The organism is Streptomyces hyaluromycini, assembly GCF_002217755.1.
GTDB classification, from domain to species: domain Bacteria; phylum Actinomycetota; class Actinomycetes; order Streptomycetales; family Streptomycetaceae; genus Streptomyces; species Streptomyces hyaluromycini.
Genome location: NZ_BCFL01000033.1, coordinates 36,735 through 60,457, shown reverse-complemented (window position 1 = coordinate 60,457; position 23,723 = coordinate 36,735). Strand labels below are relative to the sequence as shown.

The following is a 23,723-nucleotide window of genomic DNA, read 5'->3' as shown; positions in this document are numbered from 1 at the left end:
GCGCACGCAATGCCGGGACCTGAAGCATGTGAGTGTGACGTAAAACCCAGACAAACGAGAACTGCCGCCACTGGGGCGGCAGTTCCAAGGAGTCCGACTCACCGTGGGCGAGTCGACAAAGTTACTTCTCCTGCTGCTTGCGCCAGCGAATTCCGGCCTCCAGGAACCCGTCGATCTCGCCGTTGAACACGGCCTCGGGGTTGCCCACTTCGTACTCGGTCCGCAGATCCTTGACCATCTGGTACGGGTGCAGGACGTACGACCGCATCTGGTTGCCCCAGGAGTTGCCGCCGTCGCCCTTGAGGGCGTCCATCCTGGCCTGCTCCTCCTGCCGGCGCCGCTCCAGCAGCTTGGCCTGCAGAACGTTCATGGCGGTGGCCTTGTTCTGGATCTGCGAGCGCTCGTTCTGGCAGGAGACGACGATGCCGGTGGGGAGGTGGGTGAGGCGCACCGCGGAGTCGGTGGTGTTGACGCCCTGGCCGCCGGGCCCGGAGGACCGGTACACGTCGACCCGCAGCTCGGACTCGTCGATCTCGATGTGGTCGGTCTGCTCGACCACGGGGAGCACCTCGACCCCGGCGAAGGAGGTCTGCCGACGCCCCTGGTTGTCGTAGGGCGAGATCCGGACGAGCCGGTGCGTGCCCTGCTCCACGGAGAGGGTCCCGTAGGCGTACGGCACCTGCACGGCGAAGGTGGTCGACTTGATGCCGGCCTCTTCGGCGTACGACGTCTCGATGAGCTCGGTCTTGTATCCGTGCTGCTCGGCCCAGCGCAGGTACATGCGCTGCAGCTTCTCGGCGAAGTCGGCGGCGTCGACGCCACCGGCCTCCGCGCGGATGTTCACGAGCGCCTCACGGGCGTCGTACTCACCGCTGAGCAGCGTGCGGACCTCCATCTCGTCCAGCGCCTTCTTGACGGCGGCGAGCTCGGACTCGGCCTCGGCGCGGGTGTCCGGGTCGTCCTCCTCCTCGGCCATCTCGAAGAGCACGGAAAGATCGTCGATCCGCCCGCGCAGCCCCTCGGCCTTCCTGACCTCGGCCTGCAGGTGGCTCAGCTTGCTGGTGATCTTCTGCGCCTCGTCCGGGTTGTCCCACAGGGACGGCGCGGCCGCCTGCTCCTCGAGCACGGCGACGTCTGCCCTCAGCTTGTCGAGGTCCAGAACGGCCTCGATCGACTCCATGGTCGAGGAGAGGGACTTGAGCTCTTCGGATACATCGACGACTGCCACGCCTCCAGCGTAACGGCTCCGCCAAGCGAGGATGGCCGACGGGCATCGCCCACGCGCCCGGCTCCACGAGGGGGCCGAGCCAGGAGGACACCAGGCCCCTCACCGGGGTCCGGGGCGGAGCCCTGTGGCAGTGGCCCTGCCCCCTACCGAGCCGGGCGGACGCCAAGTCTCCTATCAGGGTCCGGGGCGGAGCCCCGTGGCGGTGGCCCTGTGGCCTACCGAGCCGAGTGAGCGTCAGCCCTCCGACGGGGCCCGAACCCCCATCGGGGTCCGGGGCGGAGCCCCGTGGCGGTGGCCCTGTGGGCTACCGAGCCGGGCGGACGCCAAGCCTCCTGTCGGGGTCCGGGGCGGAGCCCTGTGGCGGTGACTCTGTGGCCTACCGAGCCAGGCGGACGCCAAGCCTCCTGTCGGGGTCCGGGGCGGAGCCCCGTGGCGGTGGCTCTGTGGCCTGCCGAGTCGGGTGGGTGGGTGGGCAAAGCTGTCGGCGGACTCACGGCGTCGACGTGCTGTGCGTGTCCTGCGGCGGAGCCGAGTCGTCGCCGGACGACGCCAGCCACGCCCCGACGCCCACCGCCGCGGCCACCACCACCCCCGCCACCGCGAACGTCACCCTGCGTCGGCGAGCCGCCACGCGATGCCGCGCCGACCCCGGCCGCGGCGCCCCCGCCGCCCTCGGCACCCGCGCCGTGCCCCGGGCGCCGCCCGCCAGCTCGTCGGGACCCGGCACCCGCATCGACGTGTGCGTGTCCCGGTTGGAGTCCGGCTTCGCGCCCGGCACCAGGGAGACGGCCCCCCGGCGCCGTACCCGCTGCTCCTCCGCGGCCGGAGCGGTACCGGCCGGCTCCTCGGACTCCTCCGGCGCGTCCGTCTCCGGCTCGTCCACGTCCAGCGGCGGCATCCCCGCCAGCATCGGCAGCTGCTCCCGCAGCCGCGCGGCCAGCTCGGACGCCCGCAGCCGCGAGGCCGGCGCCTTCGCCAGGCACTGGACGAGCAGCTGCCAGAGCTCCTCGGGGATGCCGGGGAGCGGGACGACGGTCTCGGTCACGTGGCGGCGCAGCACCGCTCCGGGGTGGCCGCCGCCGAACGGGGTGAAGCCCGCCAGCAGCTCGTACAGGACCGTCGCGAGCGCGTAGATGTCCACCGAGGCGCGGGGCGGCAGGCCCTCGACGATCTCCGGGGCCAGGTAGTCCGGCGTACCGATGATCTTCGTGGCGCGGGTCCGCTTCGGGGAGTCGATGAGCTTCGCGACGCCGAAGTCGGTCAGCAGCGCCGGGTGGGAGCCGCCCGGCCCGAGCGGGCCCTGCATGTCGAGGAGGACGTTCTCCGGCTTGACGTCCCGGTGCACGACGCCGGCCGCGTGCGCCGCCGCCAGCCCGTCCGCGACGTCCGCGACGATCGCGACGGCCGCCTCGGGGGCGAGGCGCCGCTCCCGGTCCAGGCGGGTGCGCAGATCCGTGCCCCGGACCAGGTCCATGACGAGGGCGAGGTCGTTGCCGTCGACGACGAGGTCCCGGACGGACACCACATGGGGGTGCTCAAGGCCCAGCAGCGCCGTGCGCTCCTGCACGAAGCGGCCCACCAGCTCCTCGTCGGACGCGAGATCCTCGCGCAGCAGCTTGATGGCGACGGGCCCCTCCGGCCCCTCGCCCAGCCACACCGTGCCGGCGCTGCCCCGCCCCAGGATCTGGTTGGCGGTGTACCGGCTGCCGATCTTCCGTGCCAAGACTGCTCCTACAGACGCGTGTTGCCGACAAAAGTACGCGTCCGACGAGCCAACCTTCACCACGGAGGCGGAAATCACCCGCCAGGTGTCGACAAATCCCCAGAGTCGCGGTCAGTTGCCGGAGCCGTTGCCCAGGTCGCCGATGAAATTACTGACCGAGTTCACCCAGTCCTTCAGCTGGCTCCAGTAGCCCCTGCCCTGCCCCACCCAGGTGTGCACCGGGGTCAGGTCCCAGATCAGCCAGCCCGCGACGAAGAGGATGACGACCAGGAACAGGCAGCCCTTGAGGCAGCCGAGCCCGGGGATCTTCATCGGGTTGGCGCTGCGCTGCCGCGGCTCGCGCGGGGCCCGCTGCTGCGGCTCGGCGGGGGGCGCGTAGCGCTGCTGGGGCTGCTGGGGCTGCGGCGGCGGGGCGTACTGCTGCGGCCTACCGCCGCCGTACCCGGCGGGCTGCTGCCCGTAGCCGCCCTGCGGCTGCTGGCCGTACCCGGCGGGCTGCTGCCCGTACCCGCCCTGTCCGCCCTGCCCGCCCTGGCCTCGCGGCTGCGGCCGGCGTACCGGCTGCTGCTGCGGGGCCTGGCGCGGCGGCTGCTGCTGCGGCCGGGCCACCTGCCGCTGCGGGCGGCGGCGCAGCGGGTCCTCGCCCGGGTCGAGGTACTGGACCTGGGTCTGCTCGTTGCGGTCGCGGGCCGCGCGGAGCTGGGTCTGCCAGGGGTGCGGCTGTTCCGGCTGCTGCTGGCCGGGCTGGCCCGGCTGGCCCTGGGGCATCGGCGGCAGCACGGCCGTCGGGTCGGCCGCGCCGGTGCTGGGCAGCACGGCGGTCGGGTCGGCGGCGCCGAACGGCACCGGCCCGCCGGTGTGCGGCAGGACGCTGGTCGCGGCGTTCGGGTCGTACGCCCCCAGCGGCGCGCCCGTGTTCGGCAGCACCTGGGTCGGGTCGGCCGCGCCCGTCACGGCGGCCGGTGCCGGGTCGGGGGCGAGCAGCGCGCCGACGCCCTCGGCCGCCGCGATCTGCGCGGAGTTCGCGTGCACACCGACGCCCTCGGCGACGACCCGCAGGCCGCGCGCGAGGTTCTCGGCGCTGGGGCGTTCGTCGGGGTTCTTGCGCAGGCAGCGTTCTATGACCGTCCACAGCGGGTCGGGGACGGTCGAGGGGCGGCGGGGCTCGGCGCTGAGGTGCTGGTGGAGGACTTCCAGAGCGCTGCCGCCGGAGAACGGCGGACGGCCGGTGACCAGCTCGTACAGCAGGATGCCGGCGCCGTAGATGTCGACGGCGGAGGTCTGCGGGCGGCCCTCGGCGGACTCCGGGGCGATGTACGCGGGCGTGCCGACGAACTCCTGGGTGCGGGTCAGGCCCGGGGAGTCGGCGAGCCGGGCGATGCCGAAGTCGGTCAGCAGCGGGTGCATCTGGCCGTTGTACTGCTGGAGCAGCACGTTGGCGGGCTTCAGGTCGCGGTGCACGACGCCGTCGGCGTGGCTGGCGGCGAGCGCGTCGGCCACCTGGGCCGTCAGCAGGGCGGCGGCGACGGGCGTGAAGGGGCCGTTCTCGCGCAGGTAGCGGTGCAGGTCGGGGCCCTCGACGAGGTCCATGACCAGGGCAAGGAGATCGCCTTCGACGACCAGGTCGCGGACCCGGACGATGTTCGGGTGGGTGAGGCGGAGCAGGACGGAGCGCTCCCGCAGGAAACGCATCACGATGTCGGGGTCGTTCGCGAGCTCTTCCTTGAGCACCTTGATCGCGACGGTCTCGCCGGGCTGTCCGGCCACGGCTGCCTCGGCGCCCGCGGTCTCCCGCTGGCGGGCACGCCAGACGGTACCGGTGGCGCCGCGTCCCAGCGGCTCCTCCAGGAGGTACTTGCTGCCTACCGGCCGCACGTCATGCACTCCCTGCTCTGCTTGCTGAATGTCTCCGACCCATGTGTCCGAACCACTGTAGTGCCGTGGTGCCTGGGACCGGGCTGTCGTCCGGCTGTGCTTTCCCCTCCCTCGTAGGGAGCCGATAAGCGTTCCCGACGTATCCCCATACGTTGGCGTTCCGGCCTGCGTTCGATGGAAAGACGCTTGCTTCGGTCCACTGGTTGCCGGGCTCGGACGTGACCGATCTCAAGTGATCGCCCGCACGGTATTGGTCAGGCACTTTTGGGGGCAGAGCTGACCAATCAAGATCACTTACCATCGGGGCGTGGGCGCGTTGTCAGTGGCAGGTGCGAGGATGCGTTTGACAGCAGAACTGGCCGACGTGCTCGTGGCGGTGGGGGGAATTCCGCGCCCGCGCAGAAGGGACCGCTGACGGCGATGCAGATCCGGCTGACCGTCGTAGACCCGCTGGGCCCTGCCGCGCAGCGGGGCCGGGCCGTGAGCCGCGACGTGCTGGTGACGGCGCCGGCGGGCACGGACCTGGCCGCGGTGGCGTCGGGGCTGGCCTCGGCGGTCACCGGGGACGGCAGCCTGGGCGGCCGTGAGCCGAGCGGTGCCCCGGTCGTGCTCTACGCCGGGGTGGAGCGGCTGGACGCCCGCCGCCGCATCCTGGGCGAGCCCCCGCTGGTCGACGGCGCGGTGCTGTCCCTGGGCGCGCCCGCGGCCCCCGAGCCGCACCCCGAGCTGGACGACGCCCCGACCCAGCTGCACGTGATCGCCGGCCCGGACGCGGGCGGGGTCCACCTCCTGCACGGCGGCCAGATCACCATCGGCCGCTCCGCCGACGCCGACGTCCCGCTCGACGACCCGGACGTCTCCCGGCTGCACTGCGCGGTCACGGTCGCCGCGGACGGCCGGGTCTCGGTCGCCGACCTGAACTCCACCAACGGCACCGCCCTGGACGGCACCCGCGTCACCGACCACCCGGTCCGCCTCACCCCGGGCTCGCTCCTGCGCATCGGGGAGTCCGCCCTGCGGCTTACGCCGTCCGGGGGACCGGGGGCCCGGGTGGGCACGGCACCCGACGGGGAGGGGTGCGTGCGGGTGCTGACGGGGGGCGAGGGGGCCGCCGCCGACGGTTCCGCCGACCCCGGGAGCGGTACGGCCGCTCCGGCGGGCCGCACCCATCACGCCTACGGCACCGCGGGCTGGGGAGCCGCGGGCGGGGCGGCCGGGGGCCAGGAGCACGGCCCGGCGGAGCCACCGGTCGTACCGGCACAGGGGGACGCGCCGGGGATCGAGAGCCGGGGCGGGCTGCCGGCGGCCGGCCGAGGTGACGGAACGCCTCGGACCGCGCGGACCGGACGGGAAACCGAACCGTCGGCCGGGCACGACGGGCACCCGGGCAGGTTCCCGTCGGCCGAGCACGGGGACGACGGCGACCGCCACGGATACCCGTCGGCCGGCAGTCACGGCACGCTGCCGGGCCCGCGCGGCGGTTCCGCCGCCGCCCCCGGACCGGGCACCGCGCCCGGCCCCATCCCCTCCCACGGCCCCGGCGCGGCGCAGGGCCCCGGCACCGCGCACAGCACTGCGCACAGCACTGCACACGGCACCGCCGTCAGGCACAGCTCGGGCGACACGCATGCCGGCCGATCCGGAGTCCTCGGCGGCCCGAGCTCCTCCGGAGGCACCGGTAGCACCAGGGGTTCCGGCGAGACCCGCCCCGCGGCCCCCGCCTCCGCCCCTTCCCTCTCCGCCTCCGACGACAGCACCTTCGCCGACACCTCCCCCGAAGTCTCCGCCCCCTCCGGCAGGCGCAAGGGCACCCCCCTGCGCGGTACCGACGCCCCCGCCCTGCCCGGTGCCCGCAGGCGCGGCGGGCTCGGAGCCTGGGCGCGGCGGCTGGCCGGTGGGCGCGGCGAGCCCGCGTCGGCCGCCGACGACGAGGGTGCGACGCAGGACGGCGCCGCCGCGTCCGCCGGTGTTCCCGCCCAGCCCGAGACCTGGCCCGACCCGGCCGCCCTGCTGCTGACCGCGCTCGGCCCCGGCCCCCGCCTCTGGGAGCGCGGCCCCGGCCACCCGGAGACGCTCACCGTCCGGCTGGGCACGGCGGACCGCTCGGCACCCGACGGCTCGGGCCTGCTCCCCGCCGTCCCGGTCACCGCCGATCTGCGCGAGGCCGGCGCCCTCGGCCTGGCCGGCCCGCGCACCCGCCTGGCCGGCCTCGCCCGCGCGGTCCTGGCCCAGCTCGCCGCCCTGCACTCGCCCGACCTGCTGGAGATCGTGCTGATCAGCGCGGACCGGGCCCGCCCCCTGGAGGAGCGCACGGCCGAGTGGTCCTGGCTCGGCTGGCTCCCGCACGTCCGCCCGGGGCACGGCCAGGACTGCCGCCTGCTGCTCGCCTATGACCGCGAGCAGGCCGCGGCCCGCGTGGAGGAGCTGCTGCGGCGGACGGAGGAGCTGTCCGCTCCCCGAAGGCCGGCCACCCCGTCCGACCGCCCGGCACCGGTCCCGGCGCAGGCAACCGCACCCGCCCGTACGGCAGCGGACGCCCCGCCCGCCGAAGCCGCCCACCGCCCCTCCTGGGCGCGTGACGACCTCGGCGCCGACGACGGCAGGGGCGGCTTCCCGGGGTCGTACACGGTCGTCGTCGTGGACGGCGATCCCGGCGGCTCCGCGCTGCGCGAGGCGGTGGCGCGGCTGACCGTGGCCGGCCCCCGTGCCGGAGTGCACGTGATATGCCTCGCGGAGACGGCTCCCACCTCGTCCGCCTCCCCGGTCGCCCGGACCTACGAGGAGGCGTGCGCGGTGACGCCGACGTTCCGGGAGTGCGGGGCGGTTGCCCTGCTCAGCGGGGACGTGGCGACGGCACTGCACCTCATGCGAGTCTCCGCCGGTCCCGGCGGTCACGCCGGCCCGGTCGGCCCCGGCACCCTGGCCGCGGTGGACGCGGTCTCCCCCGCCTGGGCCGAGCGGTTCGCGAGGGCGCTGGCCCCGCTGCGCCCCGACGGCCCGGGCGGCGACCGGCACACGCGCATGGCCGCCCCGCTCCCCCAGTCCGCCCGCCTGCTGGACGAGTTGGGGCTGGCGAGGGCCACCCCGGCGTCCCTGATGGCCCGTTGGGCGGACGCGGCCGACGACACCGAGTCGCTGGGCGGCCGGGCCCGGGCGGTGCTCGGCGCCGGACCGCGCGGCCCGCTCACCGCCGACCTGGTGGCCGAGGGACCGCATCTGCTGATCGAGGGCCCGCCCGGCAGCGGCCGTACGGAGCTGCTGCGGGCGACGGTCGCCTCGCTGGCCGCCGCCGAGCGCCCCGACCGGCTCGGGATCGTCCTGATCGACGGCCGCGACGGCGTCGGCACGGGTGCCGGGCACGGCGAGGGCCTGCGGGTCTGTACGGACATACCGCATGTCACGACCCACCTCACCGCCAACGACCCGGTGCGGATGCGGGAGTTGGCGCAGTCGCTGAGCGCCGAGCTGAAGCGGCGGGCCGAGCTGCTGGGCCGCTCCGACTTCACCGACTGGCACGCGCAGCGGGAGATCTCCGGCCGTATCGTCCCGCAGCGCGCCCGCCCCGCCGTCTCGGGCGCGGCCGACATAGAGGCCCCGCCGAGCTCGACGCTCCGGCTGCGCCCGTCGGCCGGCGCCGCGGCCCGCGGGCGTACCGAGGCGCCGCCCCCGCTCCCCCGTCTCGTGGTCGTGGTCGACGACCTGGACGCCCTGGTCTCCCCCGCCCTCGGTTCACCGGGCCGGCCGGCCGCGGGTTCCGTGATGCGGGCGCTGGAGGCGGTGGCGAAGGAGGGCGACCGGCTCGGCGTGCACCTGGTGGCGGCGGCCGGCACGGGCGGCCGTACGGCGGAGACGGAACCGGCCCGGCAGGCCACCCTGCGCATCACCCTGGACACACCGGCCGGCGGCCCCGACGAACCGGCGCCGGGCCGTGGCCGCCTGACCACACCGGACGGCCGGACCACGGCGTTCCAGACGGGCCGCGTCACGGGCCGTATCCCCCGCACGGCGACCCAGCGCCCCACGGTGGTCCCCCTCGACTGGCACCGCATGGGCGACCCCCCGGCCCGCCGCCCGATCCGCGAACTGGGCAACGGCCCGACGGACCTGGCCCTGCTGGCCAGCGCGGTGGAGAGAGCGGCGAAGGAGGTCTCCGCGGTGGAGGTCCCTTCACTTCTGTGAGTGAGGGCACCCCTCTCAGCCCGTCTGGGGGTACCCCCCCTCTGGGGGAGTTTGAGGACGAGGCCGCCGGTCACCCATCACGACGCGATCACGATCCCCCGCGCTGACCTGTCGGCCCACTTGCCGCATACGCGGCCCCCGCGTACACCGGAGCGCACGGGACAGAGTTCTGACGTTCAACGAGGAACGACGAACGGGGAAGTGATGCGCGCCATGAGCAACACCATCCGGACACACAGGGCCCTCGCCACACTCGCCGCACTGCTCGCGGGATCCCTCGCACTCACCGCGTGCGGAAGCAGCGACAAGAAATCCGACGGCGACCACAGCACCGGCGCCACCGCGACCAGCACCCTCACCCTGCCGAAGCTCGACGGCACCACTCTCGAAGTGGCCGCCGTCTGGACCGGGCAGGAGCAGAAGAACTTCAAGCAGGTGCTCGCGGAGTTCGAGAAGCGCACCGGCGCGAAGGTCACCTTCGTGCCCGCCCAGGACCCGATCATCAACTTCCTGGGGTCGAAGATCGCGGGCGGCCAGCCGCCGGACATCGCGCTGCTGCCGCAGCCCGGCGCGATCAAGCAGGCCGTGCAGAAGGGCTGGGCGAAGCCGCTCGACGCGGACACACTCACGGAAGTACAGAAGAACTACTCGCAGGGCTGGCAGGACATCGGCAAGGTCGACGGCAAGCAGTACGGCGTCTACTACAAGGCCGCCAACAAGTCGCTGGTCTGGTACAACGCCAAGGTCTTCGAGAACGCGGGCGCCAAGGAGCCCAAGACCTGGCAGGACCTGCTGACGACGGCGCAGGCGGTGTACGACTCGGGGGTCACCCCGTTCTCGGTCGGCGGCGCCGACGGCTGGACACTGACCGACTGGTTCGAGAACGTCTACCTCTCCCAGGCGGGCCCGGAGAAGTACGACCAGCTCGCCCAGCACAAGATCAAGTGGACTGACCCGAGCGTCAAGCAGGCACTCACCACGCTGGCCCAGATCTGGGGCAAGAAGGGGTACGTCGCGGGCAACGCGTCCGGCGCGTTGCAGACGGAGTTCCCGGCCTCGGTCACCCAGACCTTCACCGGCGGCGACCAGCCGAAGGCGGCCATGGTGTACGAGGGCGACTTCGTGCAGGTCAACATCGGCGAGACCAAGGCGAAGGTGGGCACGGACGCGAAGGTGTTCCCGTTCCCGGCCGTCGGCTCGACCGCGCCCGTGGTCTCCGGCGGTGACGCGGCGGTCGTCTTCAAGGACTCCAAGGGCGCCCAGGCGCTGGCGAAGTTCCTGGCCTCGCCGGACGCGGCGACGATCCAGGCGAAGCTCGGCGGCTACCTCTCGCCGAACAAGAGCGTGCCGAACTCGGCGTACCCGAACGAGGTGCAGCGCACGATCGCCAAGTCACTGATCGCGTCCGGCGACGACTTCCGCTTCGACATGTCCGACCAGGCCCCGCAGGCGTTCGGCGGCACCCCGGGCAAGGGCGAGTGGAAGGACCTCCAGGACTTCCTGCAGAACCCGACGGACGTAGCGGGCACCCAGGCCAAGCTGGAGAAGGACGCGGCGGCCGCCTACGGCAGCGGGAGCTGACGCGGCGATGGCCGCACCCGCGACCTCGGCCCCCGCTCCTCCTGGCCACCGCAGGAGCGTGACCGGTACCCGCAGGACCGTGGCGGTTCTCTTTCTCCTCCCCGCCCTGGTGCTGCTCGGCGCGCTCGTGGTCTACCCGATCGGGTACTCGCTGATCCGCAGCTTCTACAACGCGAACGGCGACGGTTTCGCCGGCTTCGACAACTACAAGGCGATCTTCACGGACGACGGCATCCGCACCGCCCTGAAGAACAACGTGATCTGGGTGGTGTTCGCGCCGACGGTCTCCACGGCCCTCGGCCTGATCTTCGCGGTGCTGACCGAACGGGTGCGCTGGGGCACGGCGTTCAAGCTGGTCGTCTTCATGCCGATGGCGATCTCGATGCTGGCCGCCGGGATCATCTTCCGTCTCGTCTACGACCAGGACCCGGACAAGGGCGTCGCCAACGCGGTGTGGGTCGGCATCCACGACACCTTCGCCCAGTCCTCCGCCTTCCCCAACGCCCACCCGGGCCGCGAGTCACCGCTGAAGCCGGACCAGGGCGGCTTCATCACCAGCACCACGGTCCACACCGGTCAGACCGTCACTCTCCCCCTCGTCGGCGTCGCCCCCGACCAGATGCCCGGCGGTGCGAAGAGGGCCGTGGCGGCGAAGCCCGACCCGGGGAAGATCACCGGCACCACCTGGCAGGACTTCACCCGCGGCAAGGGCGTCGGCACCCTCGGCGCCCCCGACCCGTCCGAGCTCGGCTACGACGGGATGCGTGTCGAGGCGGTCAGGAACGGCAAGGTGGTGGCCTCCGCCAAGGCCGCCGCCAACGGCACCTTCACCCTCCCCGCCTCCGCCGACGGGGCCCGACTCCGGCTGCCCGCGAGCAACTTCAAGCAGCCGTACAACGGCGTCGACTGGCTCGGCCCGTCCCTCGTCACGCCGGCCGTCATCGGCTCGTACGTCTGGATGTGGGCGGGCTTCGCGATGGTGCTGATCGCGGCCGGACTGGCGGGTGTGCCCCGGGAGCTCCTCGAAGCGGCGCGGGTCGACGGGGCCACCGAGTGGCAGGTGTTCCGCAAGGTCACCGTGCCGCTGCTGGCGCCGGTCCTGGCGGTGGTCACCGTCACCCTGATGATCAATGTGCTGAAGGTCTTCGACCTCGTGTACATCATCGCGCCGGGCTCCTCGCAGGACGACGCGAACGTGCTCGCCCTGGAGCTGTACCGCAAGGGCTTCTCGGAGGGCCAGCCGGGCATCGCCAGCGCCATCGCGGTGTTCCTGCTGCTCCTCGTGATCCCGGTGATGTGGTTCAACGTGCGGCGGCTGCGGCGGGAGGAGCGGCGATGAGCTGGGTGCTGGAGAAGATCAACGGCGGTCTGGTGCGGGTCTTCCTGATCGTCGTCGCCCTGTTCTGGCTGGTGCCGACGATCGGGCTGCTCGCGTCCTCGCTGCGGTCGCCGGAGGACATGAGCGCGAGCGGCTGGTGGCACGTGTTCGCCAAGCCGTCCCAGCTGACGTTCGACAGTTACCAGAAGCTCCTGGAGAACAGCGACATCACCAACTCCCTCTGGAACACGGTCCTGATCACCGTCCCGGCGACGGTCCTGGTCGTGGTCATCGGGGCGCTGGCCGGTTACGCGTTCGCGTGGCTGGAGTTCCCGGGCCGGGACTGGTGGTTCCTGACCGTGGTCAGTCTGCTGGTCGTGCCGGTCCAGGTGGCGCTGATCCCGATCGCCGAACTCTTCGGCAGGATCGGCCTGTTCGGGACGATCTTCGGGGTGGTCCTCTTCCACGTCGGCTTCGGTCTGCCGTTCGCGGTGTTCCTGCTGCGGAACTTCTTCGCGGAGATCCCGCGGGAGCTGCTGGAGGCGGCCCGTCTCGACGGCGCCGGTGAACTGCGCGTGTTCACCCGGGTGGTGATGCCGCTCGGCGGGCCGGCGATCGCGAGCCTGGGCATCTTCCAGTTCCTGTGGGTGTGGAACGACATGCTGGTCGCGCTGGTGTTCACCAAGTCGGGCACCCAGCCGATCACGGTCGCGCTCCAGACCCAGGTACGCCAGTTCGGCAACAACGTCGACGTCCTCGCGCCCGGCGCGTTCATCTCGATGGTGATCCCGCTGGCCGTGTTCTTCGCGTTCCAGCGGCAGTTCGTGTCGGGGGTGATGGCGGGCGCGGTCAAATAACCGCACAAGACCACACAAGACTGCACAAGGGGCTCCCGAAAGGGGCGAGTCGGCCATCGGCTCGCCCCTGTCCGCTCACGGAACGTAACCCACATGACGTAGCGAACCGTAACCGAATCACTCCATTGGCCGTTCCCGGGCAGAACGCCCGCGCCGACCGACCCATGGATGTCCCTTGCCCAGGTTCAGTGTCATTGTCCCCGCGTACCAGGTCCAGGCGTATCTGCCCGAGTGCCTGGACTCGGTGCTCTCGCAGTCGTACCCCGATCTGGAACTGATCGCCGTCGACGACTGCTCACCGGACGCCTGCGGCACGATCATCGACGAGTACGCGGCCCGGGACGCGCGCGTGAAGGCCCTGCACCTGCCGGAGAACCAGGGTCTGGGCGGCGCCCGCAACGCGGGGATGGCGCAGGCGCGCGGCGACTACCTGCTCTTCCTGGACAGCGACGACACGCTCACGCCGGACGCGCTGCGGGCGATCGCCGACCGGATCAAGGAGACCGGCGATCCGGACGTCCTCGTGTACGACTACGCGCGGACGTTCTGGACGGGCCGGGCGGAGCGCAACAAGGTCGCGTTGCAGCTGACCGAGCAGGGTCCGGCACCGTTCCGGCTCGAAGACCGGCCCGGCCTGCTCCGCGTGCTCATGGTCGCCTGGAACAAGGCGTACCGGCGGGAGTTCGTCGAGGAGAACGGCTTCGCCTTCCCGCCCGGCTACTACGAGGACACCCCCTGGACCTACCCGGCCCTGATGACCGCCGGGTCGATCGCGACCCTCGACCGGGTCTGTGTGCACTACCGGCAGCGGCGGCAGGGCAGCATCCTCGGCACCAGGAGCCGCCGGCACTTCGACATCTTCGACCAGTACGACCGGGTCTTCGCGTTCATCGAGGAGCGGCCCGAACTGGCGCGCTGGCGGCCGGTGTTGTTCCGCAGGATGGTCGACCACTTCACCACGGTGTTCACCAGGCGGGACCGGCTCCCGAAGGGCAGCCGCGCCGAGTTCCTGCGCACGGCCCGCGCCCACTACCGCCGTTACCGGGCCAAGGGCGCCCCGGTGCCGTTGCGCACCCGGCTCCGCCATGCCCTCGTCCACTACGGCCTGCACCGCACCTACGGCGCGCTCCAGCTGGCGATGTCCGCCCGCCGCCGCGCCCTCAAGGCCGGCGTCAAGTCCGTCCGCGGCCTGCGCTCGGCGCTGCTCCAGCTGCACTACCGGGTCCAGCTGCGCCTCCCGCTGCGCGCCGACCGCGCGGTCTTCGCCGCCTACTGGAACCGCGGCCACGGCTGCAATCCGGGCGCGCTGGAGGAGGCGTTCCGCACCCACGCCCCGCACATCCGCACCGCCTGGATCGCCCGCCCGGAACACCACCACACGATCCCGCCGGGCCCGCGCCGGCTGCGGCCGGGCACCTTCGGCTACTGGACGGCGCTGGCCCGCTCCAAGTACCTGGTCAACAACGTCAACTTCGACCGGCGGCTGAGGAAGCGCCCCGGCCAGGTGTTCGTGCAGACCCAGCACGGCACCCCCCTCAAGCACATGGGCCTGGACCTCCAGGAACATCCGGCGGCCGCCGCCGGCATGGACTTCGAGGAGCTCCTGCGGGGCGTCGACAAGTGGGACTACGTCCTGTCCGCGAACCGCCACACCACCCTGACCTGGGAGCGCGTCTACCCCGGCGGATACCGGACCCTCGAATACGGCTATCCGCGCAACGACGTCTTCCAGCAGGCCACCTCGGCCGATGTCACCCGGATCCGGGAGTCGCTCGGCGTCCCCGAGGGCTCGGTCGCCCTGCTGTACGCGCCCACCCACCGCGACTACCGGCGCACCCAGCGCCCCGCCCTCGACCTGGACCGGATCGTGCGCCGCCTCGGCCCGCGGTTCGTGATCCTGGCCCGCGCCCACTACTGGCACGGCGGCCCGCTCGCGGCGAGCGAACACGGCGGCCGGGTGATCGACGTCAGCGGCCACCCCAGTGTGGAGTCCCTCTGCCTGGCCGCGGACGCGCTGGTCACCGACTACTCGTCGATCATGTTCGACTACGCCAACCTGGACCGGCCGATCGTCGTGCACACCGAGGACTGGGACGCCTACCACGCGGCCCGCGGCACCTACTTCGACCTGCGCTCCACCCCGCCCGGCGCGGTCGCCCGCACCGAGGACGAGCTCATCGACATCTTCGCCACCGGCCACTGGCGCGGCTCCCGCTCCGCCCAGCTGCGCGCCGCGTTCCGCGAGCGGTTCTGCCGGTACGACGACGGCCGCGCCGCCGAGCGGGTGGTCCGGCACGTGGTGCTCGGCGAGCCGGCCGGGCTGCCGGAGTTCATCCCGCTGGAGCAGCGGCACCCCGTGCCCTCGGCGGCCGCGGGGCTCGCCCACCCCCCGTTGGCCACCGTCCCGCAACCTTCCGGCCATCTGCCCGTCACCGAGAGCCGCTGAACGCCGTTTGCCTTGCAGGGAGTTCCCTCGTGCCCCCCAACACCTCGCGGCCCACTCCGTCCCGGCCGTCCACCTGGCGACCGACGGGAAGGCCGGGCCGCATGCACACCTGAGAAAGAGCAGCATGCCCCGCTTCAGCATCATCGTCCCGTCCCACGGGGTCGCCGGCCGGCTGTCCCAGGCGCTGGACTCGGTCCTCGCCCAGTCCTTCGGCGACCTGGAGCTGATCCCGGTCTGCGACGCGCCCGACGTCCCGGCCGCCTCGGTCGCCGCCGCCTACGCCGAGCGGGACTCCCGGGTGGCCCCGGTGCACTCGCCGCCGTCGGCCGGGCTGAGCGGGGCCCGGAACACCGGGATGCGGGCGGCGCACGGCACGTATCTGCTGTTCCTCGACGGCGACGACGTACTGGTCCCGGGCGCGCTGGCGCTGCTCGACGCCCGGCTCGCCGAGACCGGTGACGTGGACGTCCTGTACGCCGAGCACGAGCGGACGCCCTGGTGGGAGGGCGAGCCGACGAACCCGGCGGCCCCCCTGCTGACGGGCGTCCCGAACGGCGCGTTCCCCCCGGACCGGGCGCCCCGGCTGACAGGCGTGGCCCTGCCGGCCTGGAGCACGGTCTACCGCCGTTCCTTCCTGGCCGAACGGAGGCTGGCCTTTCCGGACGGGCACTTCACGGACCTCGGCTGGGGCGGCCTGACCACCGCCGCCGCCGAGCGGATCGCGGTGCTGCGCTCGGTGGTCGTACGGCACCGGCTGCGCCGGCAGGGCAGCCGGCTGAACCTGCCCGGGCCGCACCAGCGGGACCTCCTCGACCAGGCGGAGCTGGTGCTGGAACGGGCCGCCGGGCTGCCCGGCGAGCGGGCGCGGGCACTGTTCGAGCAGGTCTTCGGGGTGGTGCTGAAGATGGCCGCACGGCCGGACCGGATGCCGTCCGGGCACCGGGCGTTCTTCCGGCGGGCGGCCTGGCTGCACCGCACGCACCGCCCGGACGGGTTCCGGATGCCGGGCGGGAGTGTGGGGGTCCAGCACCGGCTGCTCGCGGCGGGCGCGTACACGGCGTTCCGCGTGCTGCGCGGTGCCAACCGAGTCACGGCCGGGGCGGCCGGGCGGCTGCCCCGCCCGCACATGCCGCTCACCCGGCTGCGGTACGCCCTCGACCTGCGCCGCCCGCTGGACGCGAACCTCGCCGTGTACTGCGCGTACTGGGGGCGCGGTTACGTCTGCAACCCGGCCGCGATCCACGCCGTGGCCCGCGAACTCGCCCCGCACATCCGCTCGGTGTTCCTGGTCGAGGCCGGCCAGGAGCACACCGTGCCGCAGGACGTCGAGTACGCGGTGATCGGCAGCCGCCGGTACTGGCAGGTGCTGGCCCGCGCCAAGTACCTAGTCAACAACGCCAACTTCGCCGAGGGCGTCGTCAAGCGGCCCGGCAGTGTCCACGTCCAGACGCAGCACGGCACCCCGCTGAAGAAGATGGGCGTCGACCAGTCGACGTACCCGGTGGTCGCCGCGCAGACCGGCAGCTTCACCAAGCTCCTCGGCCGCGTCGACCGCTGGGACTTCAACCTCTCCTCCAACCGCCACTCCACCCAGACGTGGGAACGCGCCTTCCCCGGCTCGTACCGGACGCTGGAGTACGGCTATCCGCGCAACGACGTCTACTACACGGCGACCGCCCACGACGTGGTCCGGGCCCGCCGCAGGCTGGGCGTCCCGGACGGCAGGACGGCCGTGCTGTACGCCCCCACCCACCGCGACCACCACACCGGCTTCGAGCCCGGCCTCGACCTGGAGGCGTTCTGCGAGGCGGCCGGCGAGGACGTCGTCGTGCTCCTGCGCGCGCACTACTTCTACGACCGGGGCCGCTCGGCGGGCACCGGCCGGGTCATCGACGTCACCGCGCACCGCTCCGCCGAGGACGTGTGCCTGGCCGCGGACGCGCTGGTCACCGACTACTCCTCCATCATGTTCGACTACGCCAACCTGGACCGGCCGATCGTCGTCTACGCCGACGACTGGGAGGTCTACCGGCAGACCCGGGGCGTCTGCTTCGACCTGATGGCCGAGCCGCCGGGACCGGTCGCCCGCACCCCGGAGGAACTGGCCCGGATCTTCCGCGACGGCTCCTACCTGGGCCCGGAGTCCAGGCAGCTGCGGGCCGGGTTCCGTTCCCGCTTCTGCCAGTTCGACGACGGACTGGCCGCCGAGCGGGTCGTACGGCGGGTGTTCCTCGGCCGCCCGCCGGAGGAGATCCCGACGGTGATCCCGCTCGCCGAACGCCTGCCCGCCCCGGCCGCGACCCTCGTCAGGAGCTGACCGTGCCCCGACTCAGTGTGATCATCCCCTGTTTCAAGGTGCAGGGCTTCCTCCGGGAGTGCCTCGACTCGGTCCTGGAGCAGTCCTTCCACGACATCGAGGTGATCGCCGTCGACGACCGCTCCCCGGACGGCTGCGGCGCGATCCTCGACGAGTACGCGGCGCGCGACCCGCGCGTGAAGGTCCTGCACCTGCCGGAGAACGTCGGCCTCGGCCGCGCCCGCAACGCCGGACTCCCGCACGTCACCGGTGACTTCCTGCTCTTCCTCGACAGCGACGACACCCTCACCCCGGGCGCGCTGCGCGCGGTCGCCGACCGGCTGACGGAGACCGGCGACCCGGACGTGCTGGTCTTCGACTACGCCCGCACCTACTGGTGGGGCGGGACCCGGCGCAACGCCCTCGCCGAGGTGCTCGGTACCACGTCGGACGTGTTCACGGCGGCCGGACATCCCGAGATCCTGGACCTGTTGATGGTGGTGTGGAACAAGGCCTACCGCCGGGACTTCGTCGAGGAGAACGGCTTCCAGTTCCCGCCGGGCTACTACGAGGACACCCCCTGGACCTTCCCGGTCATGCTCAGCGCGGCCCGGATCGCCACCCTCGACCGGATCTGCCTCAACTACCGCCAGCGCCGGCAGGGCAACATCCTCTCCACCCGCAGCCGCAAGCACTTCGACGTGCACGACCAGTACAAGCGGGTCTTCGCCTTCGTCGACGCCCGGCCGGAACTGACGGTCTGGCGGCCGTATCTGCACCGGAAGATGGGCGAGCACTGCCTGGACATCCTCGCCAAGCCGGACCGGCTGCCGCCCGCCGCCAGGGGCGAGTTCTTCCGGCGCACGGCGGAGCTGTACCGGGCGTTCCGGCCGGAGGGGGCCGCCGCCCCAGGTGACCTGGGTGATCTGGGTGATCTGGCTGATCTGGGTGACCTGGGTGACCTGGGTGACCTGGGTGACCTGGGTGTGCTGGAGGGCTCCTACGCCTCGTACCTGCTGAGGCAGCAGGCCGGGCGGGTCGGCCGGGAGAGCGGGCGGCAGGCGCTGCGGGTGCGGCGGGCGGCGGGGGCGCGGGCCCGGCGCGCGCTGACCGGGCTCCGCGGCCTGCGTCCCCTGGACGAGGAGCTGGTCCTGTACTCGGCGGCCTCGCACCAGGGGCTGCGGGGCGACCCGGCGGCCGTGTACCGCAAGGCCCGGGAGATCGCCCCGCGGCTGCGCGGCGTCTGGGTGGTGCGGGACGCGGAGGTCGCGGCGGAGCTGCCGGCCGGCGTGGCGCATGTGCTGCTGGACTCCCCGGAGTACCTGCGGCTGACCGCCCGCGCGAAGTTCTTCGTCAACGACGTCAACTGGCCCGGGACGCTGGTGAAACGGCCCGGCAGCGTGCACGTCCACACCCACCGGGGCACCCCGCTCAAGTACCTGGGCGCCGACCTGCTGGGCAAGCCCGGCGCCCGGCTCGGTTTCGACGTGCCGCAGATGCTGCGCCGGGCCGACCGCTGGGACCACAGCCTGGTCGCCAACCTCCACTCGGAGCTGGTGTGGGAGCGGGCCTACCCCTGCCACTTCGCGTCGGCCCGCACGGGCAGCCCGCGCAACGACGTCCTGGTCACCGGCGGCCGGACCGGCTTCCGGGCCCGGCACGGCATTCCGGCCGACCACACCGTGGTGCTGTACGCGCCGACCCGCCGCGACTACGTCCGGGGCGGTCACGTCGACCGGATCGACCTGGCCCGGTTCGCCGCCGACCTGGGCGCGGGGCACACACTGGTGGTCCGCCTGCATCCGGCCCTGGCGACCGGGCCGGCGCGCGGGATGGGCCTGGCCGAGCTGCACCGGCGCGGCATCGTGGTCGACGCGACCGGCGAACCGCACGCCGAGGAGGTGATGCTGGCCTCGGACGCCCTGGTCACCGACTACTCGTCGATCATGTTCGACTACGCCAACCTGGACCGGCCGATCGTCGTGCACGCCGACGACTGGGCCGCGTACACGGCGAGCCGGGGCGCCTATCTCGACATCACCGCCGAGGCCCCGGGCCATGTCTCGCACTCCTACCGCGAGTTGGCCTGGCTGTTCGCCTCGGGCGGCTGGCGGGACGAGGAGTCGGCGCGGCTGCGGGCCGACTTCCGGTCCCGTTTCTGCGAGTTCGACGACGGCAGGGCAGCCGAACGGGTCGTACGGACGCTGCTGCTGGGCGAGTCGATGCCCGAGCCGGCCCGGGTACCCGGGCCGGCCGGCGCGCCCGACCTGCTGGCGTCGACGTGAGACCGCGCAGCTGGGTGCTGGTGCTGGCCGCCGTCTTCGCGGTGCTGCAACTCGCCGCTGTGACCGGCCGGGACACCCCCGACTCCAAGAACTACGTGTCGTACGCGCTGGCCCTGGCCGGGGCGGGCAAGCGGGAGGCGGCGGCCGAGACGGTGGACTGGGTGTGCGCCGGCGAGGCGTCGGCGGCGGAGCGCGCGCAGCGCGTGAACGTGCTGCGCTTCCACGGGCCGAGTCCGGCAGGCCGGGTGTTCGCGGAGTGCCGGGCCGGTGAACTGGGGCGGGTGGAGCGGCGGTTGCGGGCCGGGGGCGCGCAGACGGACGGGCACGTCGTGCCGTTCGTGGCCCCGCGGCTGCGGCGGATCTTCGAGGTGCGGCCGGGCTATCCGGTGTTCCTGGTGCCGTTCGTCACCGTGTTCGGGGTGACGTGGGGGGTGTGGCTGGCGAGCGTGCTGGTCGCGGGCGCGGGCGGGGTGCTGGTGTTCCTGGTGCTGCGGACGGTGTCGGTGCCGGTGCCGCTCGCGCTGACCGGGCAGGCCCTGTACTACGTCCTGCCGGTCGGCACGACCGCGATGCGGCCGATGGCGGAGGGCCTGATGCTGGCCCTGACCCTGACGGCGGTGTGGGGCTGCGCGCTGGCCCTGACCGGACGGGTGCGGGCGGGGACGGCGCTGGTGGCGGGCGCGCTGGTCGCGCTGTTCACCGTGAAGCACTCGCAGGCGCTCTTCCTCGGTGCGTGCCTGGCCGGGGCCGCGGCGGTGGTCGCGCTGTGGCGGCGCCGGCACGGGCGGGGGCCCGGGCGCGCGGTGACCGCGATCGCGGTGGCGGGCTGCGGGGCGGTGGCCGGCACCCTGCTGCTCGCCCGGCTGCTGCGCTACCCCTCCGAGGCGGAGAGCGTGCAGGACCTGCTGACCGGCCACTACACCCACCCGGACCGGGCCCATCCCGGGCGGGAGCTCCTCCACCTGGAGTTCGACTTCTGGGTGGAGTGGCTGCGCCGTCAGCTGACGGCGCCGCTGTTCCCGGCCGCGCTGGCGGCCGGGGCGTGGGGAGCGCGGCGGCGGCCGGCCTTCGGTGTCTTCCTGCTGGCGGCCGCCGGAACCGGGATCCTCACCCAGGCCGGGCACCCCGACATCACCATCTTCGGCGACCGGCTGATCGTGCTGGCCTGGCTGCTGCCGGTGGTGGGCGTGCCGCTGCTCCTCGAACCGCTGCTGCGCCGGCCGGTTCCGGTTCCGGCGCAGGGGTCCCCCAGGGCGGCCGGCGTCACTCGATGAGGTGACGGACGGCAACGCCGTCGGGGCGGACGGGAACACTTGGCAAATGGTCCGCCCTGTCAGATTCCTCCGGTGAGCACCGGCGCCCTGCTCCGGCGCACCACGCGCGGCTCCACCGCCCTGCGCGGCGGCCGCGTCCGCAGACTCACCCCGTACCAGGTCTTCGGCCTGCTGTTCTGGCTGCTGATGACCCTGGCGTACTGGCGGGTGCCACCGTGCTGCGAGGCCGGGCAGCACGCGGCGGCGGTGGCACGGCTGCGGGCGGGCCTGACGGACCCGGCCATGTCCCCGTACGTGCTGGCGCAGGGTGCGCTGGCCCGGCTGACCGGGCTGAGCGGCTGGCAGCTGCTGCGGGTGTGCGGCCCGCTGAACCTGGCGGTGCTGCTGACGGGCCTCGGCCGGCTGGTCCGGGTCCTCACCCCGCGCCGTTGGGCGCCGGTGCTGGCGCTGGCCTTCCTGTCCGTGCTGTGGGGCACGCGACCGGCGTGGGGCGGGGGCTCGCTGGCCCTGCTGCCGCTGACCGGCAGCCTCGGCTACCCGTCCGCGTTCGCCCTCGGCCTCACCTTCTGGGCCTGGTCCCTGACCGGCGCCCGCGCCCGCGATCTGCGCCGGGTGCGCTATGTCGGCCCGAGCGGCCTGCGCAGCCTGTCCGGATACGCGGCACTCGGACTGCTGTACGGGACGGTGGCACTGGTCGACCCGGTGACCGGGCTGGGCGCGGCGGCGGGGGCGGTGGCGTTCACGGCGGGGTGGCAGCGGGGGTGGCGGGGCTCGGTATGGGGGCGGTGGGCGCTGACGTGCGCGGTGGCCGCGACAGCGCTCGCCTTCGGGAGGCACGCGCACGCACTGCCGCCGTCACCGTACGACCCGTTCGCGTCGTACGACGGATGGACGGGGTCGACCGGGTCGGCCGCATTGGGCGGACTGGACGGGCTGAGCGGGTTGGGCGGCCAGTGCTGGCTGGCCCTGCTCGGGGTCCCGGCACTGTGGCTGCGGGCCCGGCGGGCGGCCGGGCCCGGTCCGCGGGGTTCGCTGGGGCTTGCGGCCTGGCGTGATCCGCTCGTGCTGCTGTTCGCTCTGGAGTGCCTGGTGCTGGCGGGCGGCCGGCTCGCCGGGCTGCTCGGGCTCGCGCTGCTGGCGCCGCAGTGCGCGCTCGCCGTGGAGCTGGCGGCGGAGCGGCCCTGGCCCGGGTGGCGGCGGGCGCTCGGCTGGGCCGCGGCGGGCGGGGCCTGCCTGGGCTTTCTGGCCGCGCAGGCCGGGGCGGTCGTACCGCGCTCGGTGGACCCGGTCGGCTTCGTCCAGCCGCCGCGCTGGCCGTCGTACGACTGGGCGGCCCGGCACATCGGCCCGGGGGAACCGGTGATCACGGACGCGTACTACGCCGTCCGGCTGCTCCCCGGGTACGGCATCGACCTGGCCGACGGCCACGACCACCGCCCCCGGGTGCGCTGGCTGCTGCTGACGCGGCGGGAGCGGCTGCCCGCGGAGGCGGTGGTCGTGGACTGGAGCCGGCGAACCGGGGAGGTGCTCGCGCGGCTCACCCGGACGGGGGATGCGTCCCTGGTGCCGCTGACTACTCGATGACGAGGTCGACCGGGATGTTGCCCTTGGTGGCCTTGGAGTAGGGGCAGTACTCGTGGGCCTGGTGGACCAGCTTCTCGCCGGTCTCGTTGGCGAGCGCCTCGGGGAGCTCGACGCGCAGGGTGACCTTGAGCGCGAAGCCGCCGTCGGACTCGTCCTTGCCGATGCCGACCTCGGCGGTGACGGAGATCTCGCCGGTGTCGACCTTGGCCTGGCGGCCGATGGCGCCGAGGGCGCTGGCGAAACAGGCGGCGTAACCGGCGGCGAAGAGCTGCTCGGGGTTGGTGCCCTGGCCGTTGCCGCCCAGCGCGGGCGGGAACGCCAGCGTCAGGTCCAGCTGCCCGTCCGAGCTGACCGCCCGTCCTTCCCGGCCGGTGGCGGTGGCGGCTGCCGTGTAGATGGCGTCCATGGAAGACCATCCCTCTCGAAGTACTCGAAGTCTCGGTGTTCCGGCGGCTCCCGTTCCGGCCGCCCTCACGACCACAAGTAGAGCACACAATTCAATTGCACACAACTAAATGACCCGCAAGCGCTACGCTTGAGCCATGAGCGCGACGACCCCGACCCCCAGCCCCGCCGCCGAGGCGGAGTGGCTCCACCTGGACCGCCAGATCTGCTTCTCCCTGCACGCCGCGTCCCGCGCCTTCAACGGCGTCTACCGCGTGATCCTCAAGGACCTGGGACTCACCTACCCGCAGTACCTGGTGATGCTGGTGCTGTGGGAACAGGGCGACCTGCCGGTCAAGAAGCTCGGCGAACACCTGCGCCTGGACTCCGGCACCCTGTCGCCGCTGCTCAAGCGCCTGGAGGCGGCGGGCCTGGTACACCGCGAGCGCAGCACACGCGACGAACGCTCGGTGGAGGTCCGGCTGACGGAGCAGGGCGCCGCGTTGCGCGAGCAGGCGCTGGAGGTACCGCGCCGGATCGTGTCGGCGACAGGCTTCGACGTGGACGAGATCCGGGCCCTGAAGGCGCGGCTGGACCAGCTGACGGGGACTTTGGACTCGGCGGCCCTGGAGGACGGTTCCTGCTGAGAGGGGTCCTCTTGGAGCGCCCCGTCAGGGGCGCGGGGCTGTAGTC

14 protein-coding genes are annotated in these 23,723 nt (G+C 73.2%); 10 read left to right on the top strand and 4 right to left on the bottom strand.

The genetic code is table 11. The features are described from left to right. Window positions 1-121 precede the first annotated feature (121 nt). From prfB to SSP29_RS43975, 3 genes are all read right to left on the bottom strand, one after another. On the bottom strand, window positions 122-1,228 hold the full coding sequence (gene prfB, locus SSP29_RS43985; RefSeq protein ID WP_089106593.1) for a peptide chain release factor 2: 1,107 nt from the start codon (window positions 1,226-1,228) through the stop codon (window positions 122-124). A 490-nt stretch (window positions 1,229-1,718) separates the two neighbouring features. After that, window positions 1,719-2,951 carry a serine/threonine-protein kinase gene (locus SSP29_RS43980; protein ID WP_089106592.1) on the bottom strand — a complete coding sequence of 411 codons (1,233 nt, stop codon included), beginning with the start codon at window positions 2,949-2,951 and terminating at the stop codon, window positions 1,719-1,721. 111 nt (window positions 2,952-3,062) lie between these two features. Beyond that, window positions 3,063-4,826: a serine/threonine-protein kinase gene (locus tag SSP29_RS43975; RefSeq protein WP_089106591.1), complete on the bottom strand. Its 1,764-nt coding sequence runs from the start codon at window positions 4,824-4,826 to the stop codon at window positions 3,063-3,065. 420 nt (window positions 4,827-5,246) lie between these two features. Here SSP29_RS43975 and SSP29_RS43970 point away from each other — a divergent pair, with 420 nt between their 5' ends. The 9 genes from SSP29_RS43970 (at window position 5,247) to SSP29_RS43930 (ending at window position 22,646) form a co-directional block, all read left to right on the top strand. After that, window positions 5,247-9,005 (top strand): FHA domain-containing protein, encoded by a 3,759-nt coding sequence (locus tag SSP29_RS43970; protein ID WP_089106590.1) that lies wholly within the window; start codon window positions 5,247-5,249, stop codon window positions 9,003-9,005. Window positions 9,006-9,209: 204 nt separating this feature from the next. Further along, entirely contained in the window at window positions 9,210-10,586 is a 1,377-nt protein-coding gene (locus tag SSP29_RS43965; protein ID WP_089106589.1) for an ABC transporter substrate-binding protein, read from the top strand. A 7-nt stretch (window positions 10,587-10,593) separates the two neighbouring features. Beyond that, window positions 10,594-11,925: a carbohydrate ABC transporter permease gene (locus SSP29_RS43960; RefSeq protein WP_089106588.1), complete on the top strand. Its 1,332-nt coding sequence runs from the start codon at window positions 10,594-10,596 to the stop codon at window positions 11,923-11,925. After that, window positions 11,922-12,761 carry a carbohydrate ABC transporter permease gene (locus tag SSP29_RS43955; RefSeq protein WP_150136100.1) on the top strand — a complete coding sequence of 280 codons (840 nt, stop codon included), beginning with the start codon at window positions 11,922-11,924 and terminating at the stop codon, window positions 12,759-12,761. Before SSP29_RS43960 ends, SSP29_RS43955 begins: the two co-directional genes overlap by 4 nt. Window positions 12,762-12,936: 175 nt before the next feature. After that, window positions 12,937-15,207 (top strand): bifunctional glycosyltransferase/CDP-glycerol:glycerophosphate glycerophosphotransferase, encoded by a 2,271-nt coding sequence (locus tag SSP29_RS43950; protein ID WP_089106586.1) that lies wholly within the window; start codon window positions 12,937-12,939, stop codon window positions 15,205-15,207. Between the two features lie 124 nt (window positions 15,208-15,331). Then, the gene (locus tag SSP29_RS43945; RefSeq protein WP_089106585.1) at window positions 15,332-17,524 is read left to right on the top strand and encodes a bifunctional glycosyltransferase family 2 protein/CDP-glycerol:glycerophosphate glycerophosphotransferase; all 2,193 of its coding nucleotides are present in this window, start codon (window positions 15,332-15,334) and stop codon (window positions 17,522-17,524) included. A 2-nt stretch (window positions 17,525-17,526) separates the two neighbouring features. Next, window positions 17,527-19,788 carry a bifunctional glycosyltransferase/CDP-glycerol:glycerophosphate glycerophosphotransferase gene (locus tag SSP29_RS43940; protein ID WP_089106584.1) on the top strand — a complete coding sequence of 754 codons (2,262 nt, stop codon included), beginning with the start codon at window positions 17,527-17,529 and terminating at the stop codon, window positions 19,786-19,788. Beyond that, window positions 19,785-21,062, top strand: coding sequence for a hypothetical protein (locus SSP29_RS43935; RefSeq protein WP_089106583.1), 1,278 nt, complete (start codon window positions 19,785-19,787; stop codon window positions 21,060-21,062). The genes SSP29_RS43940 and SSP29_RS43935 overlap by 4 nt, the downstream gene beginning before the upstream one ends. A 72-nt stretch (window positions 21,063-21,134) precedes the next feature. Then, window positions 21,135-22,646, top strand: a complete 1,512-nt coding sequence (locus tag SSP29_RS43930) for a hypothetical protein (protein WP_089106582.1) — start codon at window positions 21,135-21,137, stop codon at window positions 22,644-22,646. Here SSP29_RS43930 and SSP29_RS43925 read toward each other — a convergent pair. Continuing rightward, window positions 22,636-23,052 (bottom strand): organic hydroperoxide resistance protein, encoded by a 417-nt coding sequence (locus tag SSP29_RS43925; protein WP_089106581.1) that lies wholly within the window; start codon window positions 23,050-23,052, stop codon window positions 22,636-22,638. The two genes, SSP29_RS43930 and SSP29_RS43925, sit on opposite strands and share 11 nt — an antisense overlap. A gap of 136 nt (window positions 23,053-23,188) precedes the next feature. Between SSP29_RS43925 and SSP29_RS43920 the strand changes: the two genes are divergently transcribed. Continuing rightward, window positions 23,189-23,677, top strand: coding sequence for a MarR family winged helix-turn-helix transcriptional regulator (locus tag SSP29_RS43920; RefSeq protein WP_089106580.1), 489 nt, complete (start codon window positions 23,189-23,191; stop codon window positions 23,675-23,677). Window positions 23,678-23,723 lie beyond the last annotated feature (46 nt).

Excerpts from the sequence above, each read along its gene's own strand:
- SSP29_RS43970 (WP_089106590.1), top strand. The coding sequence starts at position 5,247 with ATGCAGATCCGGCTGACCGTCGTAGACCCGCTGGGCCCTGCCGCGCAG.
- SSP29_RS43965 (WP_089106589.1), top strand. The coding sequence starts at position 9,210 with ATGCGCGCCATGAGCAACACCATCCGGACACACAGGGCCCTCGCCACA.
- SSP29_RS43960 (WP_089106588.1), top strand. The coding sequence starts at position 10,594 with ATGGCCGCACCCGCGACCTCGGCCCCCGCTCCTCCTGGCCACCGCAGG.
- SSP29_RS43955 (WP_150136100.1), top strand. The coding sequence starts at position 11,922 with ATGAGCTGGGTGCTGGAGAAGATCAACGGCGGTCTGGTGCGGGTCTTC.
- SSP29_RS43945 (WP_089106585.1), top strand. The coding sequence starts at position 15,332 with ATGCCCCGCTTCAGCATCATCGTCCCGTCCCACGGGGTCGCCGGCCGG.
- SSP29_RS43925 (WP_089106581.1), bottom strand. The coding sequence starts at position 23,052 with ATGGACGCCATCTACACGGCAGCCGCCACCGCCACCGGCCGGGAAGGA.
- SSP29_RS43920 (WP_089106580.1), top strand. The coding sequence starts at position 23,189 with ATGAGCGCGACGACCCCGACCCCCAGCCCCGCCGCCGAGGCGGAGTGG.